Annotated in this window: 26 protein-coding genes and 1 riboswitch; of the genes, 18 read left to right on the top strand and 8 right to left on the bottom strand. The window is 47.5% G+C overall.

The window, feature by feature from the left end; genetic code table 11:
* Positions 1 to 24: 24 nt before the first annotated feature.
* From gpAD87_RS30425 to nfsA, 7 genes are all read left to right on the top strand, one after another.
* The gene (locus gpAD87_RS30425) at positions 25 to 507 is read left to right on the top strand and encodes a GNAT family N-acetyltransferase (RefSeq protein ID WP_064642696.1); all 483 of its coding nucleotides are present in this window, start codon (positions 25 to 27) and stop codon (positions 505 to 507) included.
* A gap of 156 nt (positions 508 to 663) precedes the next feature.
* Positions 664 to 1,065 (top strand): metal-sensitive transcriptional regulator, encoded by a 402-nt coding sequence (locus gpAD87_RS30420; RefSeq protein WP_082935409.1) that lies wholly within the window; start codon positions 664 to 666, stop codon positions 1,063 to 1,065.
* A 48-nt stretch (positions 1,066 to 1,113) separates the two neighbouring features.
* Entirely contained in the window at positions 1,114 to 1,314 is a 201-nt protein-coding gene (locus tag gpAD87_RS30415; RefSeq protein ID WP_053779829.1) for a copper ion binding protein, read from the top strand.
* A 161-nt stretch (positions 1,315 to 1,475) separates the two neighbouring features.
* Entirely contained in the window at positions 1,476 to 4,004 is a 2,529-nt protein-coding gene (locus gpAD87_RS30410; RefSeq protein ID WP_064642694.1) for a heavy metal translocating P-type ATPase, read from the top strand.
* Positions 4,005 to 4,338: 334 nt separating this feature from the next.
* Complete coding sequence (locus tag gpAD87_RS30405; protein WP_064642692.1) at positions 4,339 to 5,499, top strand: YhgE/Pip domain-containing protein; 1,161 nt, start codon at positions 4,339 to 4,341, stop codon at positions 5,497 to 5,499.
* A gap of 227 nt (positions 5,500 to 5,726) precedes the next feature.
* Positions 5,727 to 6,335 (top strand): TetR family transcriptional regulator, encoded by a 609-nt coding sequence (locus gpAD87_RS30400; protein WP_064642691.1) that lies wholly within the window; start codon positions 5,727 to 5,729, stop codon positions 6,333 to 6,335.
* A complete protein-coding gene (gene nfsA / locus gpAD87_RS30395; RefSeq protein ID WP_063566246.1) occupies positions 6,319 to 7,062 on the top strand; it encodes an oxygen-insensitive NADPH nitroreductase in 744 nt (247 codons plus the stop codon). The genes gpAD87_RS30400 and nfsA overlap by 17 nt, the downstream gene beginning before the upstream one ends.
* A 108-nt stretch (positions 7,063 to 7,170) precedes the next feature.
* Here nfsA and gpAD87_RS30390 read toward each other — a convergent pair whose 3' ends face one another.
* From gpAD87_RS30390 to gpAD87_RS30360, 7 genes are all read right to left on the bottom strand, one after another.
* Positions 7,171 to 7,977, bottom strand: coding sequence for a TatD family hydrolase (locus gpAD87_RS30390; protein ID WP_064642689.1), 807 nt, complete (start codon positions 7,975 to 7,977; stop codon positions 7,171 to 7,173).
* 95 nt (positions 7,978 to 8,072) lie between these two features.
* A complete protein-coding gene (locus tag gpAD87_RS30385; protein ID WP_231952954.1) occupies positions 8,073 to 8,972 on the bottom strand; it encodes an ABC transporter ATP-binding protein in 900 nt (299 codons plus the stop codon).
* A gap of 43 nt (positions 8,973 to 9,015) precedes the next feature.
* On the bottom strand, positions 9,016 to 9,774 hold the full coding sequence (locus gpAD87_RS30380) for an ABC transporter permease (protein WP_064642687.1): 759 nt from the start codon (positions 9,772 to 9,774) through the stop codon (positions 9,016 to 9,018).
* Entirely contained in the window at positions 9,774 to 10,064 is a 291-nt protein-coding gene (locus gpAD87_RS30375; protein WP_024632265.1) for a thiamine-binding protein, read from the bottom strand. Before gpAD87_RS30375 ends, gpAD87_RS30380 begins: the two co-directional genes overlap by 1 nt.
* Before the next feature lie 223 nt (positions 10,065 to 10,287).
* Positions 10,288 to 11,328, bottom strand: a complete 1,041-nt coding sequence (locus gpAD87_RS30370; protein WP_157258617.1) for an ABC transporter substrate-binding protein — start codon at positions 11,326 to 11,328, stop codon at positions 10,288 to 10,290.
* A 222-nt stretch (positions 11,329 to 11,550) separates the two neighbouring features.
* Positions 11,551 to 11,663, bottom strand: a riboswitch (TPP riboswitch).
* 145 nt (positions 11,664 to 11,808) lie between these two features.
* Entirely contained in the window at positions 11,809 to 12,564 is a 756-nt protein-coding gene (locus tag gpAD87_RS30365; protein WP_064642682.1) for an NAD-dependent epimerase/dehydratase family protein, read from the bottom strand.
* A 16-nt stretch (positions 12,565 to 12,580) separates the two neighbouring features.
* On the bottom strand, positions 12,581 to 12,967 hold the full coding sequence (locus gpAD87_RS30360; protein ID WP_064642680.1) for a VOC family protein: 387 nt from the start codon (positions 12,965 to 12,967) through the stop codon (positions 12,581 to 12,583).
* A gap of 187 nt (positions 12,968 to 13,154) precedes the next feature.
* Here gpAD87_RS30360 and gpAD87_RS30355 point away from each other — a divergent pair, with 187 nt between their 5' ends.
* Positions 13,155 to 13,643, top strand: a complete 489-nt coding sequence (locus gpAD87_RS30355) for a hypothetical protein (protein WP_063566240.1) — start codon at positions 13,155 to 13,157, stop codon at positions 13,641 to 13,643.
* Positions 13,644 to 13,825: 182 nt separating this feature from the next.
* Here the strand turns inward: gpAD87_RS30355 and gpAD87_RS30350 are convergent, their stop codons facing one another.
* Positions 13,826 to 15,061 (bottom strand): MFS transporter, encoded by a 1,236-nt coding sequence (locus tag gpAD87_RS30350; RefSeq protein WP_064642678.1) that lies wholly within the window; start codon positions 15,059 to 15,061, stop codon positions 13,826 to 13,828.
* Positions 15,062 to 15,440: 379 nt separating this feature from the next.
* Between gpAD87_RS30350 and serS the strand changes: the two genes are divergently transcribed.
* From serS to gpAD87_RS30300, 10 genes are all read left to right on the top strand, one after another.
* Positions 15,441 to 16,739 carry a serine--tRNA ligase gene (gene serS, locus gpAD87_RS30345; protein ID WP_064642676.1) on the top strand — a complete coding sequence of 433 codons (1,299 nt, stop codon included), beginning with the start codon at positions 15,441 to 15,443 and terminating at the stop codon, positions 16,737 to 16,739.
* 219 nt (positions 16,740 to 16,958) lie between these two features.
* Entirely contained in the window at positions 16,959 to 17,606 is a 648-nt protein-coding gene (locus gpAD87_RS30340) for a response regulator transcription factor (protein ID WP_064642674.1), read from the top strand.
* Positions 17,599 to 18,984, top strand: coding sequence for a sensor histidine kinase (locus gpAD87_RS30335; protein WP_079695847.1), 1,386 nt, complete (start codon positions 17,599 to 17,601; stop codon positions 18,982 to 18,984). Before gpAD87_RS30340 ends, gpAD87_RS30335 begins: the two co-directional genes overlap by 8 nt.
* Before the next feature lie 169 nt (positions 18,985 to 19,153).
* On the top strand, positions 19,154 to 20,179 hold the full coding sequence (locus gpAD87_RS30330) for a polysaccharide biosynthesis protein (RefSeq protein WP_063566235.1): 1,026 nt from the start codon (positions 19,154 to 19,156) through the stop codon (positions 20,177 to 20,179).
* On the top strand, positions 20,128 to 21,234 hold the full coding sequence (locus tag gpAD87_RS30325) for an undecaprenyldiphospho-muramoylpentapeptide beta-N-acetylglucosaminyltransferase (protein ID WP_064642670.1): 1,107 nt from the start codon (positions 20,128 to 20,130) through the stop codon (positions 21,232 to 21,234). The genes gpAD87_RS30330 and gpAD87_RS30325 overlap by 52 nt, the downstream gene beginning before the upstream one ends.
* A gap of 489 nt (positions 21,235 to 21,723) precedes the next feature.
* Positions 21,724 to 22,830, top strand: a complete 1,107-nt coding sequence (locus gpAD87_RS30320) for an Ig-like domain-containing protein (protein WP_064642668.1) — start codon at positions 21,724 to 21,726, stop codon at positions 22,828 to 22,830.
* A gap of 306 nt (positions 22,831 to 23,136) precedes the next feature.
* The gene (locus gpAD87_RS30315; protein WP_064642666.1) at positions 23,137 to 23,688 is read left to right on the top strand and encodes a GrpB family protein; all 552 of its coding nucleotides are present in this window, start codon (positions 23,137 to 23,139) and stop codon (positions 23,686 to 23,688) included.
* Between the two features lie 3 nt (positions 23,689 to 23,691).
* Positions 23,692 to 24,096: a ribosomal maturation YjgA family protein gene (locus tag gpAD87_RS30310; protein ID WP_064642953.1), complete on the top strand. Its 405-nt coding sequence runs from the start codon at positions 23,692 to 23,694 to the stop codon at positions 24,094 to 24,096.
* A gap of 15 nt (positions 24,097 to 24,111) precedes the next feature.
* Positions 24,112 to 24,669: a GNAT family N-acetyltransferase gene (locus gpAD87_RS30305; protein WP_064642664.1), complete on the top strand. Its 558-nt coding sequence runs from the start codon at positions 24,112 to 24,114 to the stop codon at positions 24,667 to 24,669.
* A 51-nt stretch (positions 24,670 to 24,720) separates the two neighbouring features.
* A complete protein-coding gene (locus gpAD87_RS30300) occupies positions 24,721 to 25,050 on the top strand; it encodes a DUF952 domain-containing protein (RefSeq protein WP_064642662.1) in 330 nt (109 codons plus the stop codon).

Here is a 25,050-nt window from a genome sequence, read left to right as displayed (position 1 = left end):
CGTTTGTGAGAGGAGAATGTGAAGATGAGTGAGATTAACATTAGAAGGGCTGTCATCGGAGATTACACGGGAGTATCTGCATTAATGGATGAACTGCATCACTTGCATGTGGAGGCCAGGCCAGACGTATACAGAGAGCTGCAGACGAGAATGAGTCATAAGGAATATGAAGAACTACTGGAAACGGATCATCGTTATCTCTATGTTGCGGAATTGCTGGAACAGGGTGAGATTGTTGGATATGCGAGCGCACAGTTGAATGTTATTCAGAATGTGGATTTGTTAAAGGATCGAAAGATGTTATATATCCATGAGATCATCGTTGGTAGCAAACATCGTGGACATGGGACAGGCAAACTGTTGATGCAGGAGTTAATCCAACTTGGCAAAAAAATGCAGGTCGACAGTGTTGAACTGACCGTGTCTACATTTAATACGGGTGCTCAAGCTTTCTATGAGCAGATGGGTCTGGCTGTACGCAGCAGCAGAATGGAATACATACTATAATGTGCCTGTACGAAGACTGATGAGATGTCTGGTGCATTAGTGCAGTCGTAGGAAGCATGGAATACATCCATTTGGAGTAAAATAAAGAAATAGTCTTGCATACCCCCATGGGGTATGTTACTCTTATTACAGAACGAAAGAAAAGGGGTGTTCGCGATGGAACATCAGAGCCATCCCAAGGAACCTTTGGAGTCATCCGTAACAGAGGTGAACGAAGTCTCACAGACAGATGATCAGCAAGCCAATTCATGTCATACGTCAGGCAGTGATGGAAAGCATGTGCGCAAGAGCCATCACTCCCAAGAGATGAAGGGCAACCTGATTTCCCGCTTGAACCGTGTTGAAGGACAGATTCGCGGGATCAAGGGATTGATCGAGAAGGATACCTATTGTGATGATGTGCTGACACAGATCGCGGCTGCTCAGTCCGCTCTTAATTCAGTAGGCAAGCTATTGCTGGAAGGCCACATGAAGAGCTGCATCGTTGAGCGCATTCAGGCCGGAGAGCATGAGGTTGTGGATGAATTGTTGGTAACGGTAAGAAAGTTAATGAAGTAATTATTTTTGAATGAACTCATCATTTATATATCTAAGGAGGAACTACCCATGTCTAATATTACGTTGAACGTTACAGGAATGTCTTGCAATCACTGTGTGAAATCGGTTGAAGAAGCTGTGAAGAATGCGGGAGCGAATGGTCAGGTTGATCTGGCAGCAGGAACTGTCGCAGTTGAATATGACGAGCAAAAAGTCAATGTGGATCAGATCAAGGCAGCCATCGAAGATCAAGGATATGACGTAGTCTAATCATCGCAGGCTTAAACTGAACTTCCCTTTGCATGGAAAGGAATTCAACAGGTCTTTTCCATTAAATGAGTTCATTGTTTAAGCCTGATTTTCTGTCTTTTATATACCCCTTGGGGGTATTGGATGTGTAGGAATATTTCATAGAGAAAGGAGCTAACAACATGGATAAGTCATCAACAACGGAAAACGCAACAGTATCAGAACCCGTACCTTCACAGGAAGCGGCGGGATTGCAGACAACACTGCAAATTACAGGCATGACCTGTGCTGCCTGCTCTACCCGGATTGAGAAGGGTTTGTCCCGAATGGAAGGGGTCAATCAGGCGAATGTTAACCTCGCTATAGAACAAGCAACGGTATCCTATGATCCGAAGACAACGAACATCAATGCTTTGCGGGATAAGGTGGAGGCGCTTGGCTATGGTACAGTAACGGAATCCGTGGATCTGGACATTACAGGCATGACCTGTGCTGCTTGTTCTACTCGAATCGAAAAAGGTCTTTCCCGGTTGCCGGGTGTATCCCGTGCAAACGTGAACCTGGCGCTGGAAACGGGACATGTGGAATTTGCAGCAGGAGTACTGAAGGCAACCGATATTACGGCGAAGATCAAACAGCTCGGTTATGGAGCAGAGTTGCAGAAGACACAGGAAGATACCCAATCAGTGCGTGAGCGTGAATTACAGCGTAAAAAGTGGAAATGGATGATCTCCTCCCTGTTATCTTTGCCACTGCTTTGGGCCATGGTGGGTCACTTTTCATTTACCTCGTGGATCTGGGTACCGGATCTGTTCATGAACCCATGGTTCCAACTGGTGTTGGCAACGCCAGTACAGTTTGTGATTGGATGGCAATTCTATGTGGGAGCCTATAAAGCGCTCCGTAATGGCAGTGCCAATATGGATGTACTGGTTGCTTTGGGTACAAGTGCGGCTTTCTTCTACAGTCTGTATCTGACCCTGACCAGTGGCAATGCAGCTTCGACCATGATGGATCATGGTGGGACGGGAATGGCTACAGCAGCCATGCCAACCGTGGAGCTTTATTATGAGACGAGTGCAATTCTGATTACGTTGATCCTATTGGGAAAATGGTTTGAGGCCGTAGCCAAGGGACGTTCTTCTCAGGCAATCAAGAGCCTCATCGAACTGGCTCCGCGTGAAGCCAGAGTGATTCGTGATGGACAGGAGGTTATTGTACCGTCTGCGTATGTCGCGGTAGGTGATCTCGTTCTGGTAAAACCCGGAGACAGCATTCCTGTGGATGGCGTCGTGGAGGAGGGGCAGTCTTCTGTCGACGAATCCATGTTAAGCGGAGAGAGCCTGCCCGTGGATAAAAAACCAGGGGACGCCGTTACAGGCGCTACGCTGAACAAAATTGGAGTATTAAGACTGCGTGCGACCCGCGTGGGCTCGGACACGGCGTTATCGCAGATTATTAAAGTGGTTGAACAAGCGCAGGGTTCCAAGGCCCCTATTCAGCGGATTGCCGATGTGATCTCAGGTATCTTTGTTCCGATTGTTGTAGGCATCGCGGCAGTCACGTTCCTGATCTGGTATTTTTTCGCCAGTCCCGGTGACTTTGCCGGTTCGCTGGAGAAGGCGATTGCTGTACTTGTCATAGCCTGTCCTTGTGCGCTTGGACTCGCAACTCCAACGTCCATTATGGCTGGATCAGGGCGTGCGGCGGAATATGGTGTGTTGTTCAAAGGCGGCGAACATCTGGAATCGGCACAGCAGATCCAAACCGTTGTACTGGACAAAACAGGTACAGTTACCCAAGGCAAGCCCGTGCTTACGGATGTGGTGACGGCTCCAGAATGGACGGAAGCAGACCTGCTGCAACGGGTGGGAGCAGCAGAGCAGAGTTCGGAGCATCCATTGGCTGAGGCCATTGTAGAAGGAATCCGAGGTAAAGGTCTTGAGATAACCCAATCAGAGCAATTCGAGAACATACCGGGATATGGTGTGCGAGCTCGGGTTCAGGGACAAGAAATCCTGGTCGGGACACGCCGACTGCTTACGGATGCGAAGGTGAATGTCTCCGAGGAAACGATGCAACAGATGAATAACCTTGAGGAACAAGGACGCACAGCGATGCTGGTCGCCGTGGACGGTCAATGGGCTGGGGTTGTTGCGGTGGCGGATACCATCAAGGAAACTTCACGGGAAGCCATTCAGCGGCTTCATGCTATGGGAATTGATGTCATCATGATTACGGGAGACAATGAGCGGACAGCACGCGCTGTAGCTGAGCAAGCCGGAATTAATAAAGTTCTGGCTGAGGTACTGCCAGAGGGTAAAGCGGCAGAAGTGAAAAAACTTCAGGAGAGTGGCCTCAAGGTAGCGATGGTTGGAGATGGTATCAACGATGCTCCGGCCCTTGCTACAGCCGATATTGGTATGGCCATCGGAACCGGAACCGATGTAGCGATGGAAGCAGCGGATATTACGCTAATGCGCGGCGATCTGAACAGTATTGCAGATGCAATCGAGATGAGCCGGCGCACGATGGGCAATATCAAGCAAAACCTGTTCTGGGCACTTGGCTATAACGTGATTGGGATTCCAATTGCAGCAGTAGGCTTCCTAGCTCCTTGGTTGGCAGGTGCGGCCATGGCGTTCAGCTCTGTATCGGTTGTATTGAATTCGCTGCGTCTGCAACGGATGAAACTGAAAAGCAATGACTGATGTCCATTGAGGGACGTGATTCAACTTTGCATTATGCTCAAAAGTAAGCATAGGGTGCGGTCCGCTACGGCGGACCGTGCTTTTTTTGTTGAGGAAAGGTGTTTGAAATATGCTAAGGGAATGGTCCTTTCCTTGTTATTAGAAGGTGAGTATGTGAAGTGATGTCCTCTTATGAAATGGAATTCATTGTTTGCGAAACACATCTTAATCTTTCTGAACCTTTCAGAAATAGATTGACAATATAGACATATAGACTTAAAATTTAAAACGATCGTTTGATTTAAACAATCGTTTACATCAAATTCGAACTAATGAGTAATGGAGGACATCATTTATGTTGCAGGCTTTACGTATATTGTTGAAAAAACCGCCAGTAATTGTGGGGATCGTGACGGCACTTATGTTCCAAGTGATCTTCAGCGTGATCTGGATGACAGCATATTCCGGAGTGAATGACCGGATGAATGAATTGACGGTTGCCGTTGTCAATGAGGATGGAGAGCAGTCCAAGGGGATCGCAGATCGTATGGCTGAGACGCTTCCTTTTCATACCTTAACTAATCTGAGTGCTGCCGAAGCACTTGACCAGTTAAATCATCGCAAGATTCATATGGTGCTGAATATTCCTGCAGGGTTTAACGAGCTGATTCAGACAGCCGGTTCCACTGCTGAAATTAAGTACACCATTAACGAGGCGAACCCGGTTACGATAAAAAGCATGATGCAAGGTGTATCGCAAAGTGTGACGAACACGATTAACAAGCAAGCAACCGCTCAAGGTGTGCAAGCTGTGTTGACGGCTTCCGGAGCGCCTGCAGATCAGGCAGCTGAAGCTGCTGCCAACCTGACTACCCGCGTGGAAGGTACAACCACTTCCATTAATCCGGTTAACGGCATGAACAATCAGATGGTGCCGATGATGATGGTACTCGCTTCTTATGTGGGAGCCATGATTATGGGTATGAACCTGCAGACAGCGATGGGAATGCTGTCGGCTACTCACTCCCGCTGGACATTGTTCGGAGCCAGAGTGGTCATTAATCTGGGGTCTGCTCTTGTGGTTTCCCTGCTGGGATCATCACTGATTGTGTCGCTGGGCGGACAGATCGAGCAAGGATTTATCGCATTCTGGTTGTTCCAGGCGTTGTTCCTCTGCACGTTCATGTTCTTCTCCCAGTTCTTCCTGATCTGCTTTGGACCAGCGGGAAGTTTGTTCAACATCATTTCACTGTCGCTGCAACTGGTATCTTCCGGTGCAATGGTGCCACGTGAATTGCTGAACAGCTTCTACAGTGGTATTGGTCAGTATCTGCCAGCCACATATGCCGTTCAAGGTGTTCTGAGTGCTCAACTGGGCGGACCTGGAGTTCAATCCGCTGCTGGCTCAATTGCCATTGTATTGCTGGTTGCTGTAGCCCTCTCCCTGGTGGTGACGTTGTTGAAAAAACAACGCATGCCAGCTGGGGCACCAAGCCCGGCTCAAATGAACAGCTAATATTCCAGTCATCATGGTTGTTCTTCATAGGATATGATCAAGCACCCCGGTGATTTTCACCGGGGTGCTTGGTTTAATAGTAGGTTGAGGTGGCTAGCTTTGCAGAACCACAGGCGGCTCACCTTGCGCTTTGATGCACAAACTTTCATAATGAAACGATAGAGTAGTCTCGCTGCAGCCCGGTGAGCTGGAGCAAATGAATAGAACGGACAAGAGGAGCGGACGGAATGACGGAACCGGAATTGGATATAAAAACGAGGATTTTGCTTGCAGCCAAGAAGCTTTTTGCACAGCAGGGGTATGACGGGACGAGCGTTCGTCAAATCTGTGATGAGGCGGGTGCGAATGTATCGCTGGTCTCGTATCATTTTGGTGGAAAAGAAAAGGTGTTCGAAGCATTATTTGAGCACTTTTTTCCTGATCATATGATGAACGAGTTGGCTGAAGAGTCCATGTCCTCCCCCGTGGAGGGTATCCGACGAATCATAGGTGAAGTCGTAAAATTCACGATGACGGACCGGGAGATGAGCGATATTGTGCAGCTTGAAATTACACTGCGTACCCATCGCACAGCTACCGTGTTTCGTTTTTTGGACCCCGTCTGGACCAGAGTGAGAGAACTGCTGCAAGAAGGCAAGGAGCAGGGCGTGTTTCAGATCGAGTCCGTATCTTATGCGATGCTTCAGGTCATGGGTGTGGCTTTGGCGCACAAACGGGCTAAGAATTCGCGGTTTAGCTTTGAATATCAGGATATGAACACAGATGAGCTGGCTGAGCAAACCATTGAATTCGTACTACGAGGATTGGGAGTGAATAGCAATGAACGAAACCATTGAATTGATGATGAAGCACCGCTCTGTGCGGAAATTCAAGCCAGACCCGGTAAGTGAGGAGCAGCTGGCAGCAATCGTGGCGGCCGGGCAGATGGCTTCCTCTTCAAGTAGTGTGCAGGCCTATACTATAATTGCTGTTACCGAACAGGAGCAGAAGGCCAAATTGGCTGAATTGGCAGGCAATCAGTCTTACGTCAATGAATGCCCTGTGTTTCTCGTATGGTGTGCTGACCTTTATCGCCTGAGTGATGCTGCCAAGCGTCATTTGCCTGAAAAGGAATCCTATGAGGACTCCACTGAAAACTTTATGGTGGCCACAATTGATGTTGCACTCGCATCGCAAAATGCTGCGCTTGCAGCAGAGTCACTAGGTTTCGGAATTGTATATATTGGCGGGCTGCGCAACCGTATTGAGGAAGTGAGCGAAGTATTGGGTTTGCCCGACGGCGTCTATCCAGTATATGGAATGTGCATTGGTGTTGCTGATCAGGATACGGGTATTCGTCCGCGTCTACCACTGGATGCTGTCCTGCACCATGGCCGCTATAACGCCGAGCAGACTCTCAAAGGCGTCGAGAGCTATGACGAAACGACTGCTGCATACATGAAGGAGCGCACTCAAGGGGAACGTTCTACACCGTGGTCCGAAATGATGGCGAAACGCCTCACAGAACCGGTACGTCTACAGATGAAGCCATTCCTCGAAGGCAAAGGATTCTTGAAACGTTAAGTGTAAATTCAAAAGAAGTCAGTTCGGCAGATGCCGACTGACTTCTTTTTTTGCATACTATTTCTATTTAGTTGAGGAACCAGCACAAGAATGGATGCCAATTCGGAACTAAGGAAGACCGTAGAAGCGTTTCGTATTCTGATAAAAGAGACGCGCAGCCCGCTCCGTTCCCATACCGGTCACTTCACTCCACGCTTGAATGACCTGTCTGGTCATGGCAGGGTGCGTCATTCTTCCCTGAAAAGGTCCCTCGAAAGGCCAAGGTCCATCAGTCTCTGCCATAACCTGCTCGGAAGGATACTGGCGAGCTAATTCGCGAATTTCCTCTTCGTATATGATATCAGGTGTAAATGAGATGAAGTATCCGTTGTCAGCCATTCGCTGGACGGTCCGCTTGGAACCTTTGAACCAGTGAAAATGTGCCCGGCGATGATGATATTGCTCCAGCAGGTCACAGGCGATATCGGCATCTTCGTATACAGCGTGCAGCACAATCGGTTTACCGTGCCGTTTCGCTAGCTGGATAAATCGCTCCAACAGATCGATATAGCCGCTCTGATCAAAGCGTTGCCCTATCTGTTCGGCTTCCTGTCGGTTGTAATAAGGCAATCCAACTTCCCCAATCGCTGTGGCTTGTCCCATATGCTTTTCGATCCATTTGATAAATAGATCCTGCTCTGCCAGGGACGGAAGTGGCTGCTCGGGATGGAACCCAAAGGCCGGATATACGGTACGAGGGTATTGTGAAGCTAGTTCCAAGTTGGTCTGGGCAGAAGCCAGATTCATGGAAACGGCGATGACAGACTCAACCTGCTGGGATGGGAAGGAATGCAGCATCTCACGTTGTTCTTCAGGTGTATATTTGTCCAGGTGAAGATGAGCATCGATCAAGGGTGCAAAAGCGGTTGATTGCATGGATGGACCCCTCCTTTTTGTCTTTTACCAATGATACGCAGGGTAGTTTGTCTTGGATCACCCATTTTAGGGAAAAAATAACTCAAAAACCCGCACTATTTAGATAGGCGGGTTTTCTGCTGTTCTTCTCTCATCCACTGGGAAATCTGCCGTTTCCGTTCAAGAAAAGCAGATTCCTCCGTGATCGCTTCGCGACGTGGACGATCAAAGGGAACATCGACCTCGTGAAGTACAGCCGCAGGCCGATTTGATAAAACATAGATACGGTCCGCAAGCAATAATGCTTCCTCGATATTATGCGTAATGAACAGCACCGAGCGGCGGTTCTGTTCCCAGATATCGAGCAGCCAGCGCTGCATGTCGCTGCGGGTCAGTGCATCCAGCGCACTAAAAGGCTCGTCTAGCAGCATCAGCTCCTGCGGACTGAGCAGGGCGCGCAGAAAGGCAACCCGCTGCTGCATGCCGCCCGATAACATATGCGGATAGGCTTGTTCGAACCCAGCCAGTCCGACACTGCTCAGCCACTTCCGGGCATCTGCAAGCGCCTCTGCTCGGGGTGGTGCATCCGCAGACACTTCACCTGCAAGCAGCACATTGTCCTCAATGGTACGCCATGGGAAGAGGGCAGGCTGCTGCGGCATATAGCTAATCTTGCCGCGTTGTCCGGTGACATCCTGACCATTCATCAGGATTTGGCCCTCCTGAGGTTTCAGCAGACCGCCGATGATGTGAAACAGGGTGCTTTTGCCACAGCCGGAAGGGCCGACGATGGCTACGAATTCTCCTTGTTCCACGGCCAGGGACAGGCCCTCCAGAACGGGCAATGTGCTGCGTCGCTCTCGGAACGAAGCATTCACGTCTAATACTTCCAACGCTGGTGATGAATGATGTGCAGGTAAGGCCACGGTTCCATACTCAGGACTTCCACTACTCGTTGGAGTGGTTGCACCTTCATCCGGCGCAGCAGCTACCCGCTCGTTGTGTTCGGGTGTCATCTTGTCATCACTTCCTAACCTTTATATGGTGCATATTTCAAAGTTATCGCTTTTGTGGACGCCAGCGTACGAGCAGCTTCTCCAGTAGCGCAATGAGCAGGAAGAGCAGCAGACTCAATGCCACAATAATCATGATTGCCACGAAAAGACGATCCGTCCGATAGGCTGATTTTTGCAGCATCATATAATAACCGATGCCCTTATCTGCACCGATCCATTCGGCGATAATCGCACCCATGACGCTGTACGTAGCGGCAATTTTAATCCCCGAGAACACCGAGGGCAATGCATGTGGAAGTTCGAGCTTCCAGAAAATTTGGCCGCGTTTTGCACCAGCCATGCGCATATAGTTCATCATCGCCCCATCGGTGCGGGTCAACCCATCCATGGCAGCTACAGCCACCGGGAAGAAGCAGACCAGGATGATGGTAATCAGTTTGGGCAGCAGCCCAAATCCGAACCAGATCAGCAAGAGCGGAGCAAGCGCAATGGTCGGTATATTTTGACTAAGAATAAGTAATGGATAGAGTGCAGATTTCAAAAATGGAATCAAATGAAGCACCATCGCAATCAGTAATCCCACGAGCGTACCTGCTGCAAACCCTATCAATGTCAGCTGAATTGTTGCCGAAGCATGCATGCCAAGTCGCTCGGCCTGGGACGCTGCTTCATGGGCGATGTCCGAAGGCGCAGGCAGCATCCATTTCTCAATATGGAACAGGGAGACGGCTCCCTGCCATACCGCTATAAAGAGAATAACCGCCACAAAGGGCGGCCATACGCTTTTCCAATAGGCATGCATTAGCGATATTTCTCCGTCAGGGTGTCCATGCTGAAGCCGCTTGGGCTGTGGGCGATCTTGATCTGTGAGATGATGCTAGGGCTGCCGGCTTCCACGAGAACTTCGTGCATTTTGCGGACAACCTCGAGCAGTTCCTCCAGTTCTCCCTCCATCGTGGTATCCAGTGGATTAACCTGATATTTCAAGCCGGACTGCTGAATAACTTCAATGGCACGATCAACGTAAGGATAGGAATTTTCGCCATTTGGCGTTTTGGGAATGACTTGAATGCTAAGTAGTGTGCTTGCCATGAAAGATCACTTTTCCTTTCGGGTTAAGTTGCATGAGTTGAAGCCAGCTTTACACTTTACCACTCCGATTGCAGTACCCTCTTCCGATCGCTGTTATCCCCGAATTTTTTTGATTTCATTTTCCGCAAGGGGAAAATCCGGGGATAAAGGCGACCACTTCGTTTCTTCAGATGGGTTCTGTACTCTTCGTTCTGGTGTAAAAAAAGTTAAACTCAAACAATTTTTATTGGGGTAAGAACTCGTTTGTATATGCTTTGGATACATCTACCTGCTCATCGAGCAGTTTTTTGCTAAACATCCAATCCGTGTAGTTCTGCCATACTTCCTGCTTCTGCTCACCCCAGCGTGGTGCGTCATCCTGATATTTTGGACTCAGCCACTTCTGGCTTGCGAGTACAAGATCCTTATCCAGATCCGGTACGGCCTTGATCAGAATGTTAGCAGCGTCTTCGGGATGTTCAATCGCGTATTGATATCCTTCGGAAGTCGCTTTCAAGAACGCTTTAACCAACTCGGGATCGTTCTGAATCGTCTTTTCATTGGTAACGAGTACAGGTGTGTAGTAGTCCAGTGCTTCAGAATAATCTTTCACATATAACATGTCGATCGGTTCGCCGCGCAGTTCGGCTTCGATACCCGTCCACGCGTAGAAGATCCAGGCAAAGTCGATATCGCGTTTCACAGCGGTAAAGAAGTCTGCATCGCCCATGCTAATATTTTTTACTTTGGATACATCGGCGCCTTCGCCTTCCATAATGGACTGCATCACAGCTTCTTCCACCGGAGAGCCCCAGCCACCATAGGTTTTACCTTCAAAATCTTTGGGGGACTTGATGTTCCGATCCACCGGAGCGGCAAATCCGGACGTGTTATGCTGAATGACTGCAGCAATGGACACGAGCGGTACGCCCTGTGTGCGGGCCTGGGTCACACTCTCCTGATAACTTACGCCAAAAGGCACTTCGTTCGAAGCCACCATTGTATCCGCGCCTCCGGCACCTGGTTGTACAATCTCGACATTTAAGCCTTCAGCTTTGTAAAAACCTTGATCTACAGCCGCATACAGGCCGGTATGATTCGTATTTGGTGTCCAGTCCAGCACCACTTTAATGTCCTTGAGGGCTGCGTTTTCACCTTCATTGCTGTTTTCGGTGTTGCTGCTGCCATTTTCTCCTGAAGGTGCAGCTTCTTTGCCGCCACATGCGGCCACAGCCACGAGTAGTACGCACAAGAGCATTAGGCCCATCATTTTACGCCATCTCATCTTCATTTCTCTCCTTCATGTTGTCCGGCCAGTGGCACGGGGTACTCCTTGGCTTCATATCCAAGCTTCTTGCATAAATCGACAGATTTATACCAGCTATGATCCGGATGACGTCACTTTTTTTAGCTCTCTGGCTATATAAAAGAACATTAAAAAAAGCGCCCCGTTAATCCGGGACGCGTGCAGGCGTTAGAGATGTGGCACTCAGCAAAGAGGCTGGGCCAATTCGATATACTCCGATTCCTACGCTGGCATGATCCAGATCAGGTCTAAGGGTCAGTATCTTGGTGGGATACACTCTCAGCCGGCCTATTCCGACTCCCCTGGGAAACTATGAAGTTACGGGCATTACTAGGTGTAATTATAGGCCAGAGGCCCACGCATGTCCAGTCAGGAAATGGATAGGGGCACGTATGAATGAATCAAAGAGGCCATTATACATTCGTATAACGACCTCTCTAGATGTGTGATTTTCAACAATTATCGTGGCGAATCATATAAGGAAATCTGACTGAGTGCAAAAGCATCGGATTTCGGGTCATAGCCTACCTGTTTCTGAGTGGTTTCCAGATTCAATCGTTTAAACCGATTATTCGAGATCCCATGCAGTATGGTGAAGGGCTCCAGATCTGTAGTTGTAATTGCTTTGAACATCAAATCACACAAGTCAGCCGGACTAATATACGCGCTCATATCCCTTGCCTCCAGCGCGGGTCCATTCGGTTGGAAATCATCATATGCACCTATACGTATTGCTACACTTTGTATACCTTCGGTATATGCAAAATAGGAAGCGAGCGATTCACCAAAACATTTGCTAACCCCGTACAAATTCCGTGGGCGTGTCGGCATATCCGGATAGACTTGAGCATCAATGGGATACCCCTCAATCGTCTGTGCACTGCTTGCCAGAATGACTCTTCGTACACCCTGGTCTTTAGCTGCACGGAATACATTAAACGTGCCCTTGATATTGATGTCCAACAACGATTCATAGAATCCGGCATGCGGGGAAGGATCTCCCGCCAGATGTACAACCACATCCATGCCTTCGCAAGCGTGCTGACAGGCTTCGGGATCTGTCACATCAAGTGTCATGATCTCATGGCTTGTCCCTTGATACGTATGCAGTCTGTCGATATTCAAATCCGTTAGTCGCAGGTGAAATGCTTCTGACAAGTGTTGGGACAAGTCACGTCCAATTTTTCCGGCTGCGCCGGTAATTAAAATGTTCATAAATCAGCTCCAATTCTTAGCGCTGGAAGAACTCAATCCATTCCTTCTCGGGTCCATAGATGAAGAAATAACGGTAACCGTTAGGCAGTGTAATCATCTCTCCATCAATAAACTCGGCCTCAGTTGCCTTAATGCGGTTGTACTCAGACTCAAGGTCATCGACATGGATAGCAAAATGATGCACCGTACCTTCGGAAGGCAGCTTGTCGCTGTATCCCTGAATCAACTCAATCTCGGTCTCATCGCTTCCGTTGAAGCCGAGAAAGGCGAGCTGAATGACACCGTTGGTGTGGGTTACCCGATCTTTCAATTCAAGACCAACAATCTCCGTATAGAAACGCAGCGTGGTCTCTAGATCACGAACGGCAATGCCGACGTGGTCAATGCGCTTTTGAAAACTCATAATCCAAATCCTCCTTTATATGCAGTGAATCTTTTCTACCATTTTAAGGGATATCATAGGGCTGTACCACGAGGTTGTCAAATAAGATTTTAAGTTGGAAAAATTATAATTGTTCACAGAATGTTCACTTATGAGGAGGGGTTCGTCATCTCTATAATTACGAAGGTAAACAGAGAGGATGAGAGAATTGCCAACAACGAAGAAAGAACAGATTATTTTTGGAATGATGATGTGCACAGGAATGGTCATCGTCATGATGGCCTTCAATTTATGGCACAATGGGTTATTGAGCAAGATGTCCGCGCTTGAAATACTGCTTCAGTTCATATTGTGCTTTGTCATTGCATTTCTGGTGGAGTCTTTTATTGTCGGACCTGTAGCGAGAAAAATTGCATTTTCCTTACCTTTTGACAAGTCCAACAAAATCCTAGGCGTGCTCGCTATGTCATTTTTCATGGTCATTGGAATGGTTCTGATTATGTCCTTGTACGGAATGATTTCCGCTTATCTTGCGAATCAGTTAAATGGAGCATCCGTACTAAGTACGTATCTTCATACGATTGCTCGTAATTTTAGCCTGGCGCTTCCTTACCAAATTATTATTCTGGGACCACTCGTTCGATATGTATTCGGTAAATTCATTAAGGATAAAGGGAGTGTAGTCCCTACAACCTAAATAACGTTAGTTCCGATTTAGAGCATCTGAAAGTATTTCCTGGGCAATCGTCCACTGCACTAAGATAAAGAAGTAATTGTTATTTTCAAATCAAAAAAGACCTCGTAGCATTCACGCTACGAAGCCTATCTTTTTACCAGCTATGATTAATGAAATTTAATTTATCTTCTGTTCGGTAGATATTACGATGCTGAACTCACAGTATGCCTGCGCTGCCATTGATACGCGATCACGCTGATAATCAGCAGACCAACTGCAAAAATGGCAAGCATCCACGCCGACTGGTTAACTTCCAGATGGTCCAAACTCCAGCCTGTAACCAAAGGTAGAATGGCACCACCAACACCACCTGATGCAATCAGGATGCTGGGCGTTGATTCTTCTGTTCCAGGCAGCATTTTGCTGGCGAAGACGAGGGCAATGGAGAACACGCCCGATAGTGCGAGTCCGAGCAACAGGATGATCAGAAATGCCGACCAGATCTGGTTGGTAAAAGGAAAGATCATCAGCAGTACAACTGCTGCAAGGCAACTGTACAGAACGTAGACGCGATATTGGAATTTCTCCGCAATATATCCGGCAAACAGTCGTCCAACAGACATGGCGATCCAGAAGCAGGTAACACTAAGCGCGGCACCTGCTTCCTTCATGTTCATTTTCTCAATCAGAATGGCTGGCATGAAGTTGGCAAGGCTCATTTCGGTGCCGACATAGAGAAAGAAAAATAGAACAAATAAAGACAGAAGAGCCAAATTACGGCCGTGATAGGTTGAACGAGTTGGTTTAATGTCTTCAGGATTCGTTCCATTTGGCGATTCAGCAGCGTGAGTGTGTACAGGAGTCTGGTCTGAGCTGCGTCGACTGAGCTCGTTGTCCAGCTCACCGAATGAACTTTTGGCCCAGAAGATAAAAGTCATCGCTGCACAGACGGCAACCACGAGGAACGACAAGCGCCAGTACCCGGCAGAAATCAGACCGCTGGCAATGAGAGGCATGACCATGGCGCCGATACCAAATAACACTTCAAGTCGGCTCATGGCAACCGCCGTATTATCTTTAATTGCAGCAATGATGATTGTACCGATGACAGCTTCTATCATACCGAATCCGAATCCGGCTGCAGGTGCAATGACGAACATCCAGCCCCAAGGAGGCAGCAGCATATAGGATAACTCTGCAATGCAGAGCAGAGCTGCGGCAATTAATAGACCGCCTCGTTTCCCGAAGCGTTTATTCAACCACGGAGATAACAATACACCACCCAGGAACCCGGCAAATTGGGCAAATATCAGTGTGCCTCCCTGACTATAATCCTTGCCATAATGTTCAAGAGCAACGGGTAGGATGGAGCCGAGAACCACATGGGCAAGTCCGATGAGGAAATAGGACAAGCATCCAATCCAAAGCAATTTTTTCATGAAGAAAAACTCCTTCTAGATATTATGTTATGTAGTAAGTCTGCCATTCAGGAGTATTTCCTAAAAACAAACAATCTCTATCATAACAGGACATGTAAGGGTATGCACGGATAACTTGCAATGGAGGCTAAAGTTCGTATATACTGAAAAACAACAATTACAGATCGGACCATGCCGTTGAAGAGCATCCAACTCGGAGGCGTTTTCGCCAGGGGAGCGTTATTCCCCAAGTTAACCGGAACCGCCCGTTATCGCGGACCAAGAGGCTGAACCAGAATATTCTGGTTTGGCAAGTTGGGTGGCACCGCGAGCAGAGCGCTCCTCGTCCCAAGGGATGAGGGCGCTCTTTGTATTTTTACAGCCAAAGGAGACGGTGACCATGTTGGAAATGAAGTGGATTCGGGAGCATGCAGAAGAGGTGCAAGCTGCGGCAGTTGGCAAGAGAATGAATATCAGTATTCGCGAATTGTTGGAACGGGACGAAGAGCGCAGAGCACTTTTACTGGAAACGGAAGAAGGACGTAGAGTACGTAATTCGTTATCTGCAGATATTGGCAGACTGATGCAAGCTGGTGAGCGTGAACAGGCCGAGGGTTTAAGGGAACAGGTGAAACAGCTGAATGGTCAGTTAGAGCAAGTTGAAGCCAAGCTTGCCGTTGTGCAAGAGGAAGTGACAAGGCTGCAATGGTTGGTACCCAATGTTGTATCGCCAGACACGCCAGTGGGTGCATCGGATGAGGATAATGTGGAGCTGAGACGTGTGGGTGAGCTGCCGGTATTCGATTATGAGGCCAAGGATCACGTGGAACTTGGTGAACGGCATGATCTAATCGACATCCCACGTGGGGTGAAAATCGGCGGAACACGAAGCTATGTGCTCAAAGGAGCAGGGCTGCTCCTGCACCGGGCTGTACAGCAACTTGCGCTTGATCTGCTGTTGAAGCATGGATTTACGCCAATGGAAGTTCCTCTGATGGTGAGGGAGAATACACTCTTGAACACGGGGTTCTTCCCCACAGGACGGGATCAGGTCTATGAATTAGTAGGCGAGAACAAGTGGCTGGTGGGAACATCGGAAGTGCCGCTGGTTTCGTATTATGCGGATGAGATTGTGGATGTGCAGGAGCCAATCAAGCTGGCTGCTACATCGACGTGTTTCCGCAGTGAGGTTGGCTCAGGCGGGCGGGATGTACGCGGATTGTACCGGGTACATCAATTTGCCAAAGTGGAACAAGTCATTCTCTGTGCACCGGATGCGGAAGAATCGGAGCGAATGCTGCAGGAAATTACGGGACACGCCGAGGAATTACTGCAATTGCTGGAACTGCCTTATCGAGTGGTGGCTGTGTGTACAGGGGATATGTCGCAGAAAACGTACAAACAGTACGATATTGAGACCTGGATGCCAAGCCGCAGTGCTTACGGGGAAACACATTCGTCGTCGAATCTGCATGATTTCCAGGCTCGGCGTTCGAATATTCGTTGTCGCGATGGCCAAGGTAAGCTTGCATACTGCCATACGTTGAACAATACGGCTGTGGCTTCGCCACGTATTCTGATTCCATTGCTGGAAAATCATCAGCAGGCGGATGGACGCATTCGTATTCCAGCCGCACTTCAGCCTTATATGGGCGGTGCCGAATATTTGATTTTGCCGGACCAGGATGAAGAGGTTTAAAAGGAATTACAAGCTGTGTTGAGAAACAAAAGGGAACCCTGTTTTGGGGTTTCTTTTTGTTTTACCTGTGATTTTGGGACCAGTGAAGGTGGGCAGCGTTTTTTATGCTACGGTTACCATAGTACAGGAATGTGGGAAATGGCCAACCAGACGGGTATGTCACACAGCTGTAACGTACAGATTGTATAGTAGAATGCAGTTTGGAAAGGAGGCTCAGATATGAACCTGCTACTCGCGGATGATGAGCCGTTGATGCTGCAAATATTAAAAGCCTATTTCGTTAAAGAGGGCTTTCAGGTGTTTTTAGCCGAGGATGGGGAAGCAGCCCTGAATCTCTTTTATAATAATCAAATCGATTTGGCGGTTTTGGATTGGATGATGCCAGGACGCAGCGGTGTTGAGGTGTGCCGGGAAATCAAGCGTACGAGTCGTGCGAAGGTACTGCTGCTGACAGCCAAAGGGGAATCGGATGATGAATTTGTTGCCTTGAAGGCCGGGGCGGATGATTATCTGCGCAAGCCGTTTGATTCGCGTATCCTGCTATTGCGTGTAAAGAAGCTGCTGCAACTTTCCTCCAAAATCATTGTGGGAGAACTGACTGTCGATCTGGAAGGCCAGAAGGTTTACCGTCGTGGAGTGGATGTAGGGGCTACCCATAAGGAATTCGAATTAATGAAGGTTCTGGGAATGAATAAGGGGCAGATCGTAACCCGTAAAATATTGCTGGATCAGGTGTGGGGTTTCGATTACTTCGGCGAGGAGCGTACGGTAGACACTCATATCCGCAGACTGCGTGAGAAAGTTGGAGAAGATTCAATCAAAACGTACCGGGGAATGGGCTATTGCCTAGAGGATCAAGATGAGTAAACTGACCCGTAAACTGCTCGTGCGCATAATCAGTGCATTGTGTGTTGTCTTCTTCCTATCCTTTATCGTCAATACGTTTTTCCTGCCTAGCTATTTTTTGTATCAGAAAAAGCAGAAGTTGGCCGAGTTAACGACTGAAATCTCTGCTTCAGAACATGGCGATCAGCTATCACGGATTGAGAGTCTTGAAACGCAATACGAGGTCGCTATCGCTTATGCATCGTTGAAGGATAGTGTGAATGATATTAACGATCAATTGTTATTTCAATATAACCGCAAGGGAATTGCCCTTAGTAAATTTTGGCTGACAGAAGAGAGTATCTCTGCGCTGCGTGAGGGTGCCCGGGTTAATAAATTCTATGATCAGACCAAGCTGAAATCAAGCTTTCTCGTGAACTTTGTGAAGGTGGGGGATTCCGTGTTTGCTGTCGGCGAATCCATCTCCCATTCATCGGAGACGATTCGAATCATTAATCAGTTCAATGCGTACATATGGCTCGGTATGCTGCTGTTGCTTATCCTGCTTTCCGTGCTGTATACCGCCCGGATCGTTAAACCGCTCGCAAAGCTAAGCGAAACGGCTGAAGCCATTTCCAATTTATCGTTTACGAAGGTTGATATAAAGACAGGTGATGAGATTGAGTCTTTAGGGCGTAGCATCAATGTGATGAGCGACAAATTACAGCAGGCGCAACATTCTTTGGAGATAAAAAATGCCAATCTGCGAACGTTCATCTCGGATATCTCGCATGAGTTGAAAACACCGCTTTCCCTGATTCGAGTTTATGCCTCTGGTATTCAGGATGGCTTAGATGACGGAACCTATGCTGGAGTAATTCAGCAACAGAGCGAAGAGCTGGCTGGTTTAATTGACCGTCTGTTGGAGTTATCCCGTCTGCAGGCCGAAATATACGATTTTGAACCCGTTGATCTTCGTCAATTGCTCACGGAGACCCTTCATACCTATGAAACCGTATTTCAGCAGCATGGCTTGCATGTGGAAGTGGAGGATCGATGGACTGCCGAGACATGGGTGCTGGCTGATCGACGGAAGCTGGAGTCTGTTCTGCACAATTGGATGACCAACGCGGTGAAATATACAAGCGGTGACCGAATAACCATTACCCTTGAACTGAAAGGGGAAGCGGCACATTTCGGTATCGCCAATGAAACGGATAAGGAAGAGCATGAACAGTGGGATCAGGTTTGGGAGCCTTTCTATGTAATGGATAGTTCGCGCAGCAAAAAGTTTAGCGGGACGGGTCTGGGCTTGTCTATTGCCCGGACGATTCTGGAGAATCACCATGCCGACTATGGCCTTAGCGTAGCCGATGGAGAAGTTATGTTTTATTTTTCTTTACCTTTAATACAACGTTAATGAAGGAGCCGCCATGCAAATGGTGGTTTTTTTGTGTGAGAAGCAACCTGAATTAGAGCCTTTTTCATGTTGGGGAAAGCCAATTGTTCCCCTGTCATACTGATGTAACACAATTGCCTTAGGATAGGCCTATCACCAAATCAGAACTTAATTCATGGAGGGATATCCGATGTTCAATAAAACCTTTTTAATAACGGGAGGCACAGGCTCATGGGGAGAAGAGTTGGTCAAACAATTGCTCGTTCAGGAGCCGAAAGAGGTTCGTATTTTCTCACGAAATGAATCTCTTCAGGCTCAGATGAGACAAACCATCTCTGACCCGAGAGTGAAGTTTGTACTGGGGGATATCAGAGACCGATGGGAGCTGGCAGGTGCCTGTAAGGATGTAGATTATGTCTTTCATCTTGCGGCGCTTAAACATGTTCCGGTCTGTGAGGACCAACCGGATTGTGCGGTCAAAACCAATATAACCGGAACGCAGAACGTCATTGATGCTGCAATCGAGAATGGTGTGCGGAAGGTGGTATATGTCTCTACGGACAAAGCAGCGAATCCTTCCAGCATGTACGGGATGACCAAAGCCATTGGGGAAAAATTGATCTTATTAGCTGACAGTCGTTCCGCTACAAGCTTTGCTTGTGTACGAAGCGGGAATGTTCTTGGATCCACAGGCAGCGTAGTACCGTTATTCAAACGCCAGCTTGAGTTGAAGCAGCCACTCAGCGTTACCGATTCCAGAATGACACGTTTTTTTCTTCCCCTTGGAGACGCCGTGGAAATTCTCCTGTCGGCCATGGAGCAATGCGAGGGCGGCGAGATTATTGTACCCCGAATGCCATCCTGCAAAATAACGGATATCGCACAGGTTTTGGCAGAGGATGCTGGGCAAAAGCATGTTCCGATACATTTCATCGGTGCCCGTCCGGGAGAACGGCTTTATGAAACGCTGATTTCAGATTGGGAAAACGTTAAGGAAGTGGAAGAGGAGAAGTCCTACTTTGTTGTCACCGCCTCATCTTCAACCAAATTAACGGATAAAGAAGGTTGTGAGACATCTGTTCTTCCTGGCAGAGGATACCATTCGGAAGATGTCATCATGACCAAGGCAGAGGTTCGCGACATGCTGTGGAGAGGGGGATTTCTGTGTTCAAGCGGAGGATCATATTTACAGGAGGCGGCTCCGCCGGTCATGTAACAGCTAACCTCATTCTGATCTCCAGATTGCTTCAGGAGCAATGGGAAATTCATTATATCGGTTCCAAGCATGGCATCGAGCGCCAATTAATCGGCAAAATCCCGGCTGTTCATTATCATGCGGTTGCAACAGGCAAGCTGAGAAGATATTGGGCGTGGGCGAATATTTCCGATGTGTTCAAAATTATACTTGGAGTGCTGCAGGCTTATCTGCTCATTTTACGAATTAAACCACATGTATGCTTTTCGTTAGGGGGATTCGTGGCTGTTCCTGCTGTAGTGGGTGCCGGGTGGAATCGGGTTCCGGTGCTGATTCTGGAGCCGGATCTTCATCCGGGACTGGCCAACAGGCTGTCACGGCGATACGCCCAAATGATGTGTACTACGTTTATGGATACAGCGACATTCGCTTCCTCTAAGGAGTCAGACAAGACGATGTACGTGGGACCTGTAATTCGGGAGGAGTTGAAGCTTGGCAGCCGAGCACGGGGGATTCATTTTTGCCGATTTGTCTCCGACAGACCTATTCTGTTAATTATGGGTGGCAGTCAGGGTTCGGAAAAGCTTAATCAAATGGTACTTGAAACACTGCCAGAGCTGCTCAAGCGGTATCAAATCATTCATATATGTGGTACAGGTAAATTGAACTCATCCTTCCCACATTTTGCAGGCTACAAGGCATTTGAATACGTGCATGAAGAACTTGCGGATCTAATGGCTATGGCGGATATAGTTGTGTCACGTGCTGGCTCCAATGCGATACATGAGTGGCTGTTGCTCCGCAAGCCAATGCTCCTGATTCCCCATGCCAACGGCGGATCTCTTGTTGGACAGACGCTGAACGCGAAGTATTTTCAGGAGCGAGGTTATGCAAGAGTTCTCCAGGAAGAAGAGCTGTCTTCTCAGACATTCCTGCGAAATATTGACCTTGTATATAAGGAGAGAGATCATATGGTGGGTCATATGAAGGCGAGTGGAACGGACAACGCCGTTGACAAGGTTCTGCAGCTTATTCACACAACGGTTTCTTCGGTAGAAAGAGCTGAACATGAGTAAAAGATTTCCCGAACTGCTGCTGGTCATGTTCTTTTTGCTCATCGTATCTATCCTGATTATCTCTAAACGTTTATTGTATTGAACTATATAAGTTGAACTAAAGATTTTACACTGAACACTCCGATAACAGAATAACCTTCCAATCGCTGTTATCCCCAGATTTTTTAAATTCCCTTTTCTCAAGGGGAAAATCCGGTGATAAGCCTATGCTTACGACGTAGCTTTCTTTCAGAAAGCTTTCAGGCGAACGCTTCGCTTTTCCAGGTTTTTTCTGTCCTCTCCGTTTCTGTGTAAATGAATAGTTCAATTTATATAGGATTGCAGTCCATTACAATTCCGTTCTTCTTCTGAATAAAGAGGCTTTCTTCAGTCACTTCCTAATGACATGCAGAATGCCTCTACTTATTTGGGATATTCACTTTTATGTAATGAGTTTCCGATATAATATAATAGAAGTAAAATATTGGATTACAGGAGATGAAGATTGCAATGAATGGAATGAAATTAGCAATACGAGGCACCTTGGCCTTTATTTTAGTATTGGCAGTACTGGCTCCTTCGCTTGCCCTAGCAGCCACGGGTGACGTGACATCTATCGAGATTACCAACAGTAGTCCGCAACAGATGAGTGTTACCCAGACAACTACGCTTCAGGTGATGGCGGTTATTGAAGGGTTTGATAACAAGCAGGATGTTACGGGAGGCGTCACATGGTCCACGAGTAATGAAGCTGTTGCCACCATTATTAAAGGCAAAGTGAAGGCTGTGGCAGCGGGAGAAGCGACGATATACGCACAGGTAGATGGCGCCAAAGCGCAATTGGTGGTTAAGGTTCAGGATAAAATTAAAAGTATCAAAGCTTCGCCTAGTTCCTATAATTTTGTCAAAGGTAGTGAAAGTACGCTGCCCAAAGTAAGCATTGTGCGTGCAAACGGCAAGGAAGAAGACGTCACATCCGAGATTGTATGGACGGTATCGAGTGCTTCCGCTGTGCTGGAGAGTGGTAAAATCAAAGGAATTACGCCTGGCAGAGTGCTGTTACAAGGCAAATATGGCTCAGAGACGGTTAAAGTTCCCGTAGCGATCACGGACGAGATTACCAAAGTCGAAGTAACTCCTGCTGTCATGCAGCTGAATATTAAGAAATCGAAAGCGTTGAAGGTAATCGGTACATATGCCAATGGGAAAACGATTAATCTTTCGAAACAGGTAACGTGGACCTCTTCCAACAATAATGTAGCCATCGTCAAGAATGGTACAGTCAAAACACTGACGGAAGGACAAGCTACCTTGACAGGAACTTATCAAAATCAGACAATAAAGGCAGAGGTTACCGTTGTTCCTTTGCTCAAAAAACTGATCACAGGCCAGAAAACACTCATTTTATCGCCACAGGCAAGTACAACACTGAGTGTGATGGCGCAGTATGATACAGGCAAAACCACGATTGTAACGAGCAGTGCCGTATGGAGCAGCACCAAACCAAGTGTAGCCACAGTAACGGGCGGCAAGATTGTGGCCGTGGGTAAAGGCAAAACATCCATCACTGCCAAGTGGGGCAATAAAAAAGTTACTATACCGGTAACGGTAAAATAAAGTTTCAACAAATGAAGCATATCAAATGAAATAAATTCATCATCGTGAACAGAAACAGATGGGGCGTAGACATACGCCCCTTTTAAGTATAAAAAATTGGATGTGATGAAAACTGAATTCTTCAATTATAAGCTCAGATACCAATCTCAGTGGATTGGCTTACATGAAGTATCTTCTTCTGACCCTACTTTCGATACTGACACTTGGGATGATTGCCACAGTTGAGGACGCGAAGAAACGATCCCATACGAAGTACCTGGAACAATACCGATTAAAATTTAGTCCTGCAAAGGAGGAAGCATCTGAATGATAGATCATCTGCAACCGGAAAATTGGCCTGCGTGGGCGACAGAATCGGTAGAGATTGTTGAGGCCAATCCTATGTGGAGCCTACAGGCTCAGGAAGAGATTCGCCAGCTCAGAGAACTATTACAGCAACTCAATATTCATCGATTTGAACATATCGGAAGCACGTCGATTCCAGGATTGCCCGCCAAGCCCATTATTGATTTGATGGGAGAGGTGCAGTCATGGGAGGACATGGACATGATTGCCGATCAGCTGAATCCGGTAGGCTGGAACTACGTTCCACCTGAACTGGATGGTCGGGAATATAGACGTTTCTGGGTCAGAGTGAAGGATGGCAAGAGGGCTGTACATCTTCATCTGATGCGCCCAGGCCAGGAACGTTGGGATCGCCAAATCCAGTTCCGGGATGTGCTGAGACAGCGTCCGGATCTGGTAGAGGTTTACGCAGCTTTGAAAGCTAAACTTGCTGATGAGAATAAGGACGACAGGGAAGCGTATACCGCTGCCAAAACGGAATTTATTTTACAAGTGCTTGATGAAGGCATTTGATTGATGATGAAGGCATTTTTCAAAGAGAGGCTGATTTATTTCATCGCAGTGAACATAACCATGGCGGCAGGGTTGGCATCCAGACAATATGGTGAACTTTTACCGGATTTTGTGCATGAGCATTTCGGTGATGCCTTGTGGGCAGCGATGATCTATTTTGGGGTACGCATGATTTGGATTAATCGCAGCAAAGAGTTGGCGCTGATCGTGAGCCTGATTTTTAGCTGGGCCATTGAATGTTCGCAAATGATTCAGATATCTTGGTTGAACGAAGTGCGTTCCACGGTGCTGGGTGCGCTTATTTTGGGACGTGGATTTCTGGTGATGGATCTGCTGAGGTATGCTGTTGGCATTCTGTGTGTGTATGGGATGGATCGTTATTTCCTGAGAAATAAGAAGGCTAGATAATGGGGAGGGGCTTAAGTGAATGTAGAGAAGCTTTTTACGGAATCACCCGAATTTGAGACAAAGCGTTTGGTACTGAGACGTCTTACGCTCAACGACCTCGATGATTATTTTATGTTTGCCTCCGATCCGAAAGTGAGTCAGCAAAGTTTGTGGAACTGTCATGAGACGTTGGATGACTCCGTTCAATATATTCAAAGAGTGTTAGATAATTATGAGAAGAAAACGGTCTATATATGGGCCTTTATTCTGAAGGAAACGGGGAAGCTGATCGGGCGAGGTGGCATTTTTCATCTGAATGAATCCATGCAAAGTGCTGAACTGGGGTACGCGATTGCCAGCAGTTGTTGGGGCAAAGGCCTCGCAGCAGAAGCGATGCAGCCGATTGTTGAATATTGTTTTCAGGAATTGGATTGCAATCGGCTGGAGGGGACATGCAATGCAGGCAACATCGGCTCTGCACGAGTGATGGAGAAGATGGGCATGTCGTATGAAGGTTTGCTGCGTAAACAGTTGAAGATCAAAGGTGTGTTTACAGATCAAAAATTGTACTCCCGTATCCGGGATGATCTATAATACTTCCAATGACGTACAGGATACATAGAAGAAATTGAAGGAGGCGGAACAATGATCTACAGTATTATTTCCCGAGCGGTATGGGAGCAGGTATCCAAGCAGAGCGTGTATGCACCGGATAGCCTGGAGACGGACGGTTTCATTCATTGTTCCACTAAAGAACAGATTCCATGGGTAGCGGCTCAATTTTATCAAGGACGTACGGATTTGTTATTGATTGGTATTGATGAGAGGGCCTTGAAGCCGGAACTGGTGTATGAGGACCTGTATGAGTTGAATGAACTATTTCCACATATTTATGGTGAACTTAATTTGGATGCTGTACGGAAAGTCATTTCCTTTGAACCGAATGAGGACGGGACGTTTTCTTTTCCTGAATAA

The organism is Paenibacillus sp. AD87 (genome assembly GCF_001659845.1).
GTDB classification, from domain to species: domain Bacteria; phylum Bacillota; class Bacilli; order Paenibacillales; family Paenibacillaceae; genus Paenibacillus; species Paenibacillus marchantiae.
The sequence above is the reverse complement of the archived record's forward strand: the minus strand, read 5'-3'. Positions and strand labels throughout refer to the sequence as shown.

Bases quoted from the DNA above. Each gene is read 5' to 3' on its own strand.
- gpAD87_RS30425 (WP_064642696.1), top strand. From the start codon at position 25: ATGAGTGAGATTAACATTAGAAGGGCTGTCATCGGAGATTACACGGGA.
- gpAD87_RS30420 (WP_082935409.1), top strand. From the start codon at position 664: ATGGAACATCAGAGCCATCCCAAGGAACCTTTGGAGTCATCCGTAACA.
- gpAD87_RS30415 (WP_053779829.1), top strand. From the start codon at position 1,114: ATGTCTAATATTACGTTGAACGTTACAGGAATGTCTTGCAATCACTGT.
- gpAD87_RS30410 (WP_064642694.1), top strand. From the start codon at position 1,476: ATGGATAAGTCATCAACAACGGAAAACGCAACAGTATCAGAACCCGTA.
- gpAD87_RS30405 (WP_064642692.1), top strand. From the start codon at position 4,339: ATGTTGCAGGCTTTACGTATATTGTTGAAAAAACCGCCAGTAATTGTG.
- gpAD87_RS30400 (WP_064642691.1), top strand. From the start codon at position 5,727: ATGACGGAACCGGAATTGGATATAAAAACGAGGATTTTGCTTGCAGCC.
- nfsA (WP_063566246.1), top strand. From the start codon at position 6,319: ATGAACGAAACCATTGAATTGATGATGAAGCACCGCTCTGTGCGGAAA.
- gpAD87_RS30390 (WP_064642689.1), bottom strand. From the start codon at position 7,977: ATGCAATCAACCGCTTTTGCACCCTTGATCGATGCTCATCTTCACCTG.
- gpAD87_RS30385 (WP_231952954.1), bottom strand. From the start codon at position 8,972: ATGACACCCGAACACAACGAGCGGGTAGCTGCTGCGCCGGATGAAGGT.
- gpAD87_RS30380 (WP_064642687.1), bottom strand. From the start codon at position 9,774: ATGCATGCCTATTGGAAAAGCGTATGGCCGCCCTTTGTGGCGGTTATT.
- gpAD87_RS30375 (WP_024632265.1), bottom strand. From the start codon at position 10,064: ATGGCAAGCACACTACTTAGCATTCAAGTCATTCCCAAAACGCCAAAT.
- gpAD87_RS30370 (WP_157258617.1), bottom strand. From the start codon at position 11,328: ATGAGATGGCGTAAAATGATGGGCCTAATGCTCTTGTGCGTACTACTC.
- gpAD87_RS30365 (WP_064642682.1), bottom strand. From the start codon at position 12,564: ATGAACATTTTAATTACCGGCGCAGCCGGAAAAATTGGACGTGACTTG.
- gpAD87_RS30360 (WP_064642680.1), bottom strand. From the start codon at position 12,967: ATGAGTTTTCAAAAGCGCATTGACCACGTCGGCATTGCCGTTCGTGAT.
- gpAD87_RS30350 (WP_064642678.1), bottom strand. From the start codon at position 15,061: ATGAAAAAATTGCTTTGGATTGGATGCTTGTCCTATTTCCTCATCGGA.
- serS (WP_064642676.1), top strand. From the start codon at position 15,441: ATGTTGGAAATGAAGTGGATTCGGGAGCATGCAGAAGAGGTGCAAGCT.
- gpAD87_RS30340 (WP_064642674.1), top strand. From the start codon at position 16,959: ATGAACCTGCTACTCGCGGATGATGAGCCGTTGATGCTGCAAATATTA.
- gpAD87_RS30335 (WP_079695847.1), top strand. From the start codon at position 17,599: ATGAGTAAACTGACCCGTAAACTGCTCGTGCGCATAATCAGTGCATTG.
- gpAD87_RS30330 (WP_063566235.1), top strand. From the start codon at position 19,154: ATGTTCAATAAAACCTTTTTAATAACGGGAGGCACAGGCTCATGGGGA.
- gpAD87_RS30320 (WP_064642668.1), top strand. From the start codon at position 21,724: ATGAATGGAATGAAATTAGCAATACGAGGCACCTTGGCCTTTATTTTA.
- gpAD87_RS30315 (WP_064642666.1), top strand. From the start codon at position 23,137: ATGATAGATCATCTGCAACCGGAAAATTGGCCTGCGTGGGCGACAGAA.
- gpAD87_RS30310 (WP_064642953.1), top strand. From the start codon at position 23,692: ATGATGAAGGCATTTTTCAAAGAGAGGCTGATTTATTTCATCGCAGTG.
- gpAD87_RS30300 (WP_064642662.1), top strand. From the start codon at position 24,721: ATGATCTACAGTATTATTTCCCGAGCGGTATGGGAGCAGGTATCCAAG.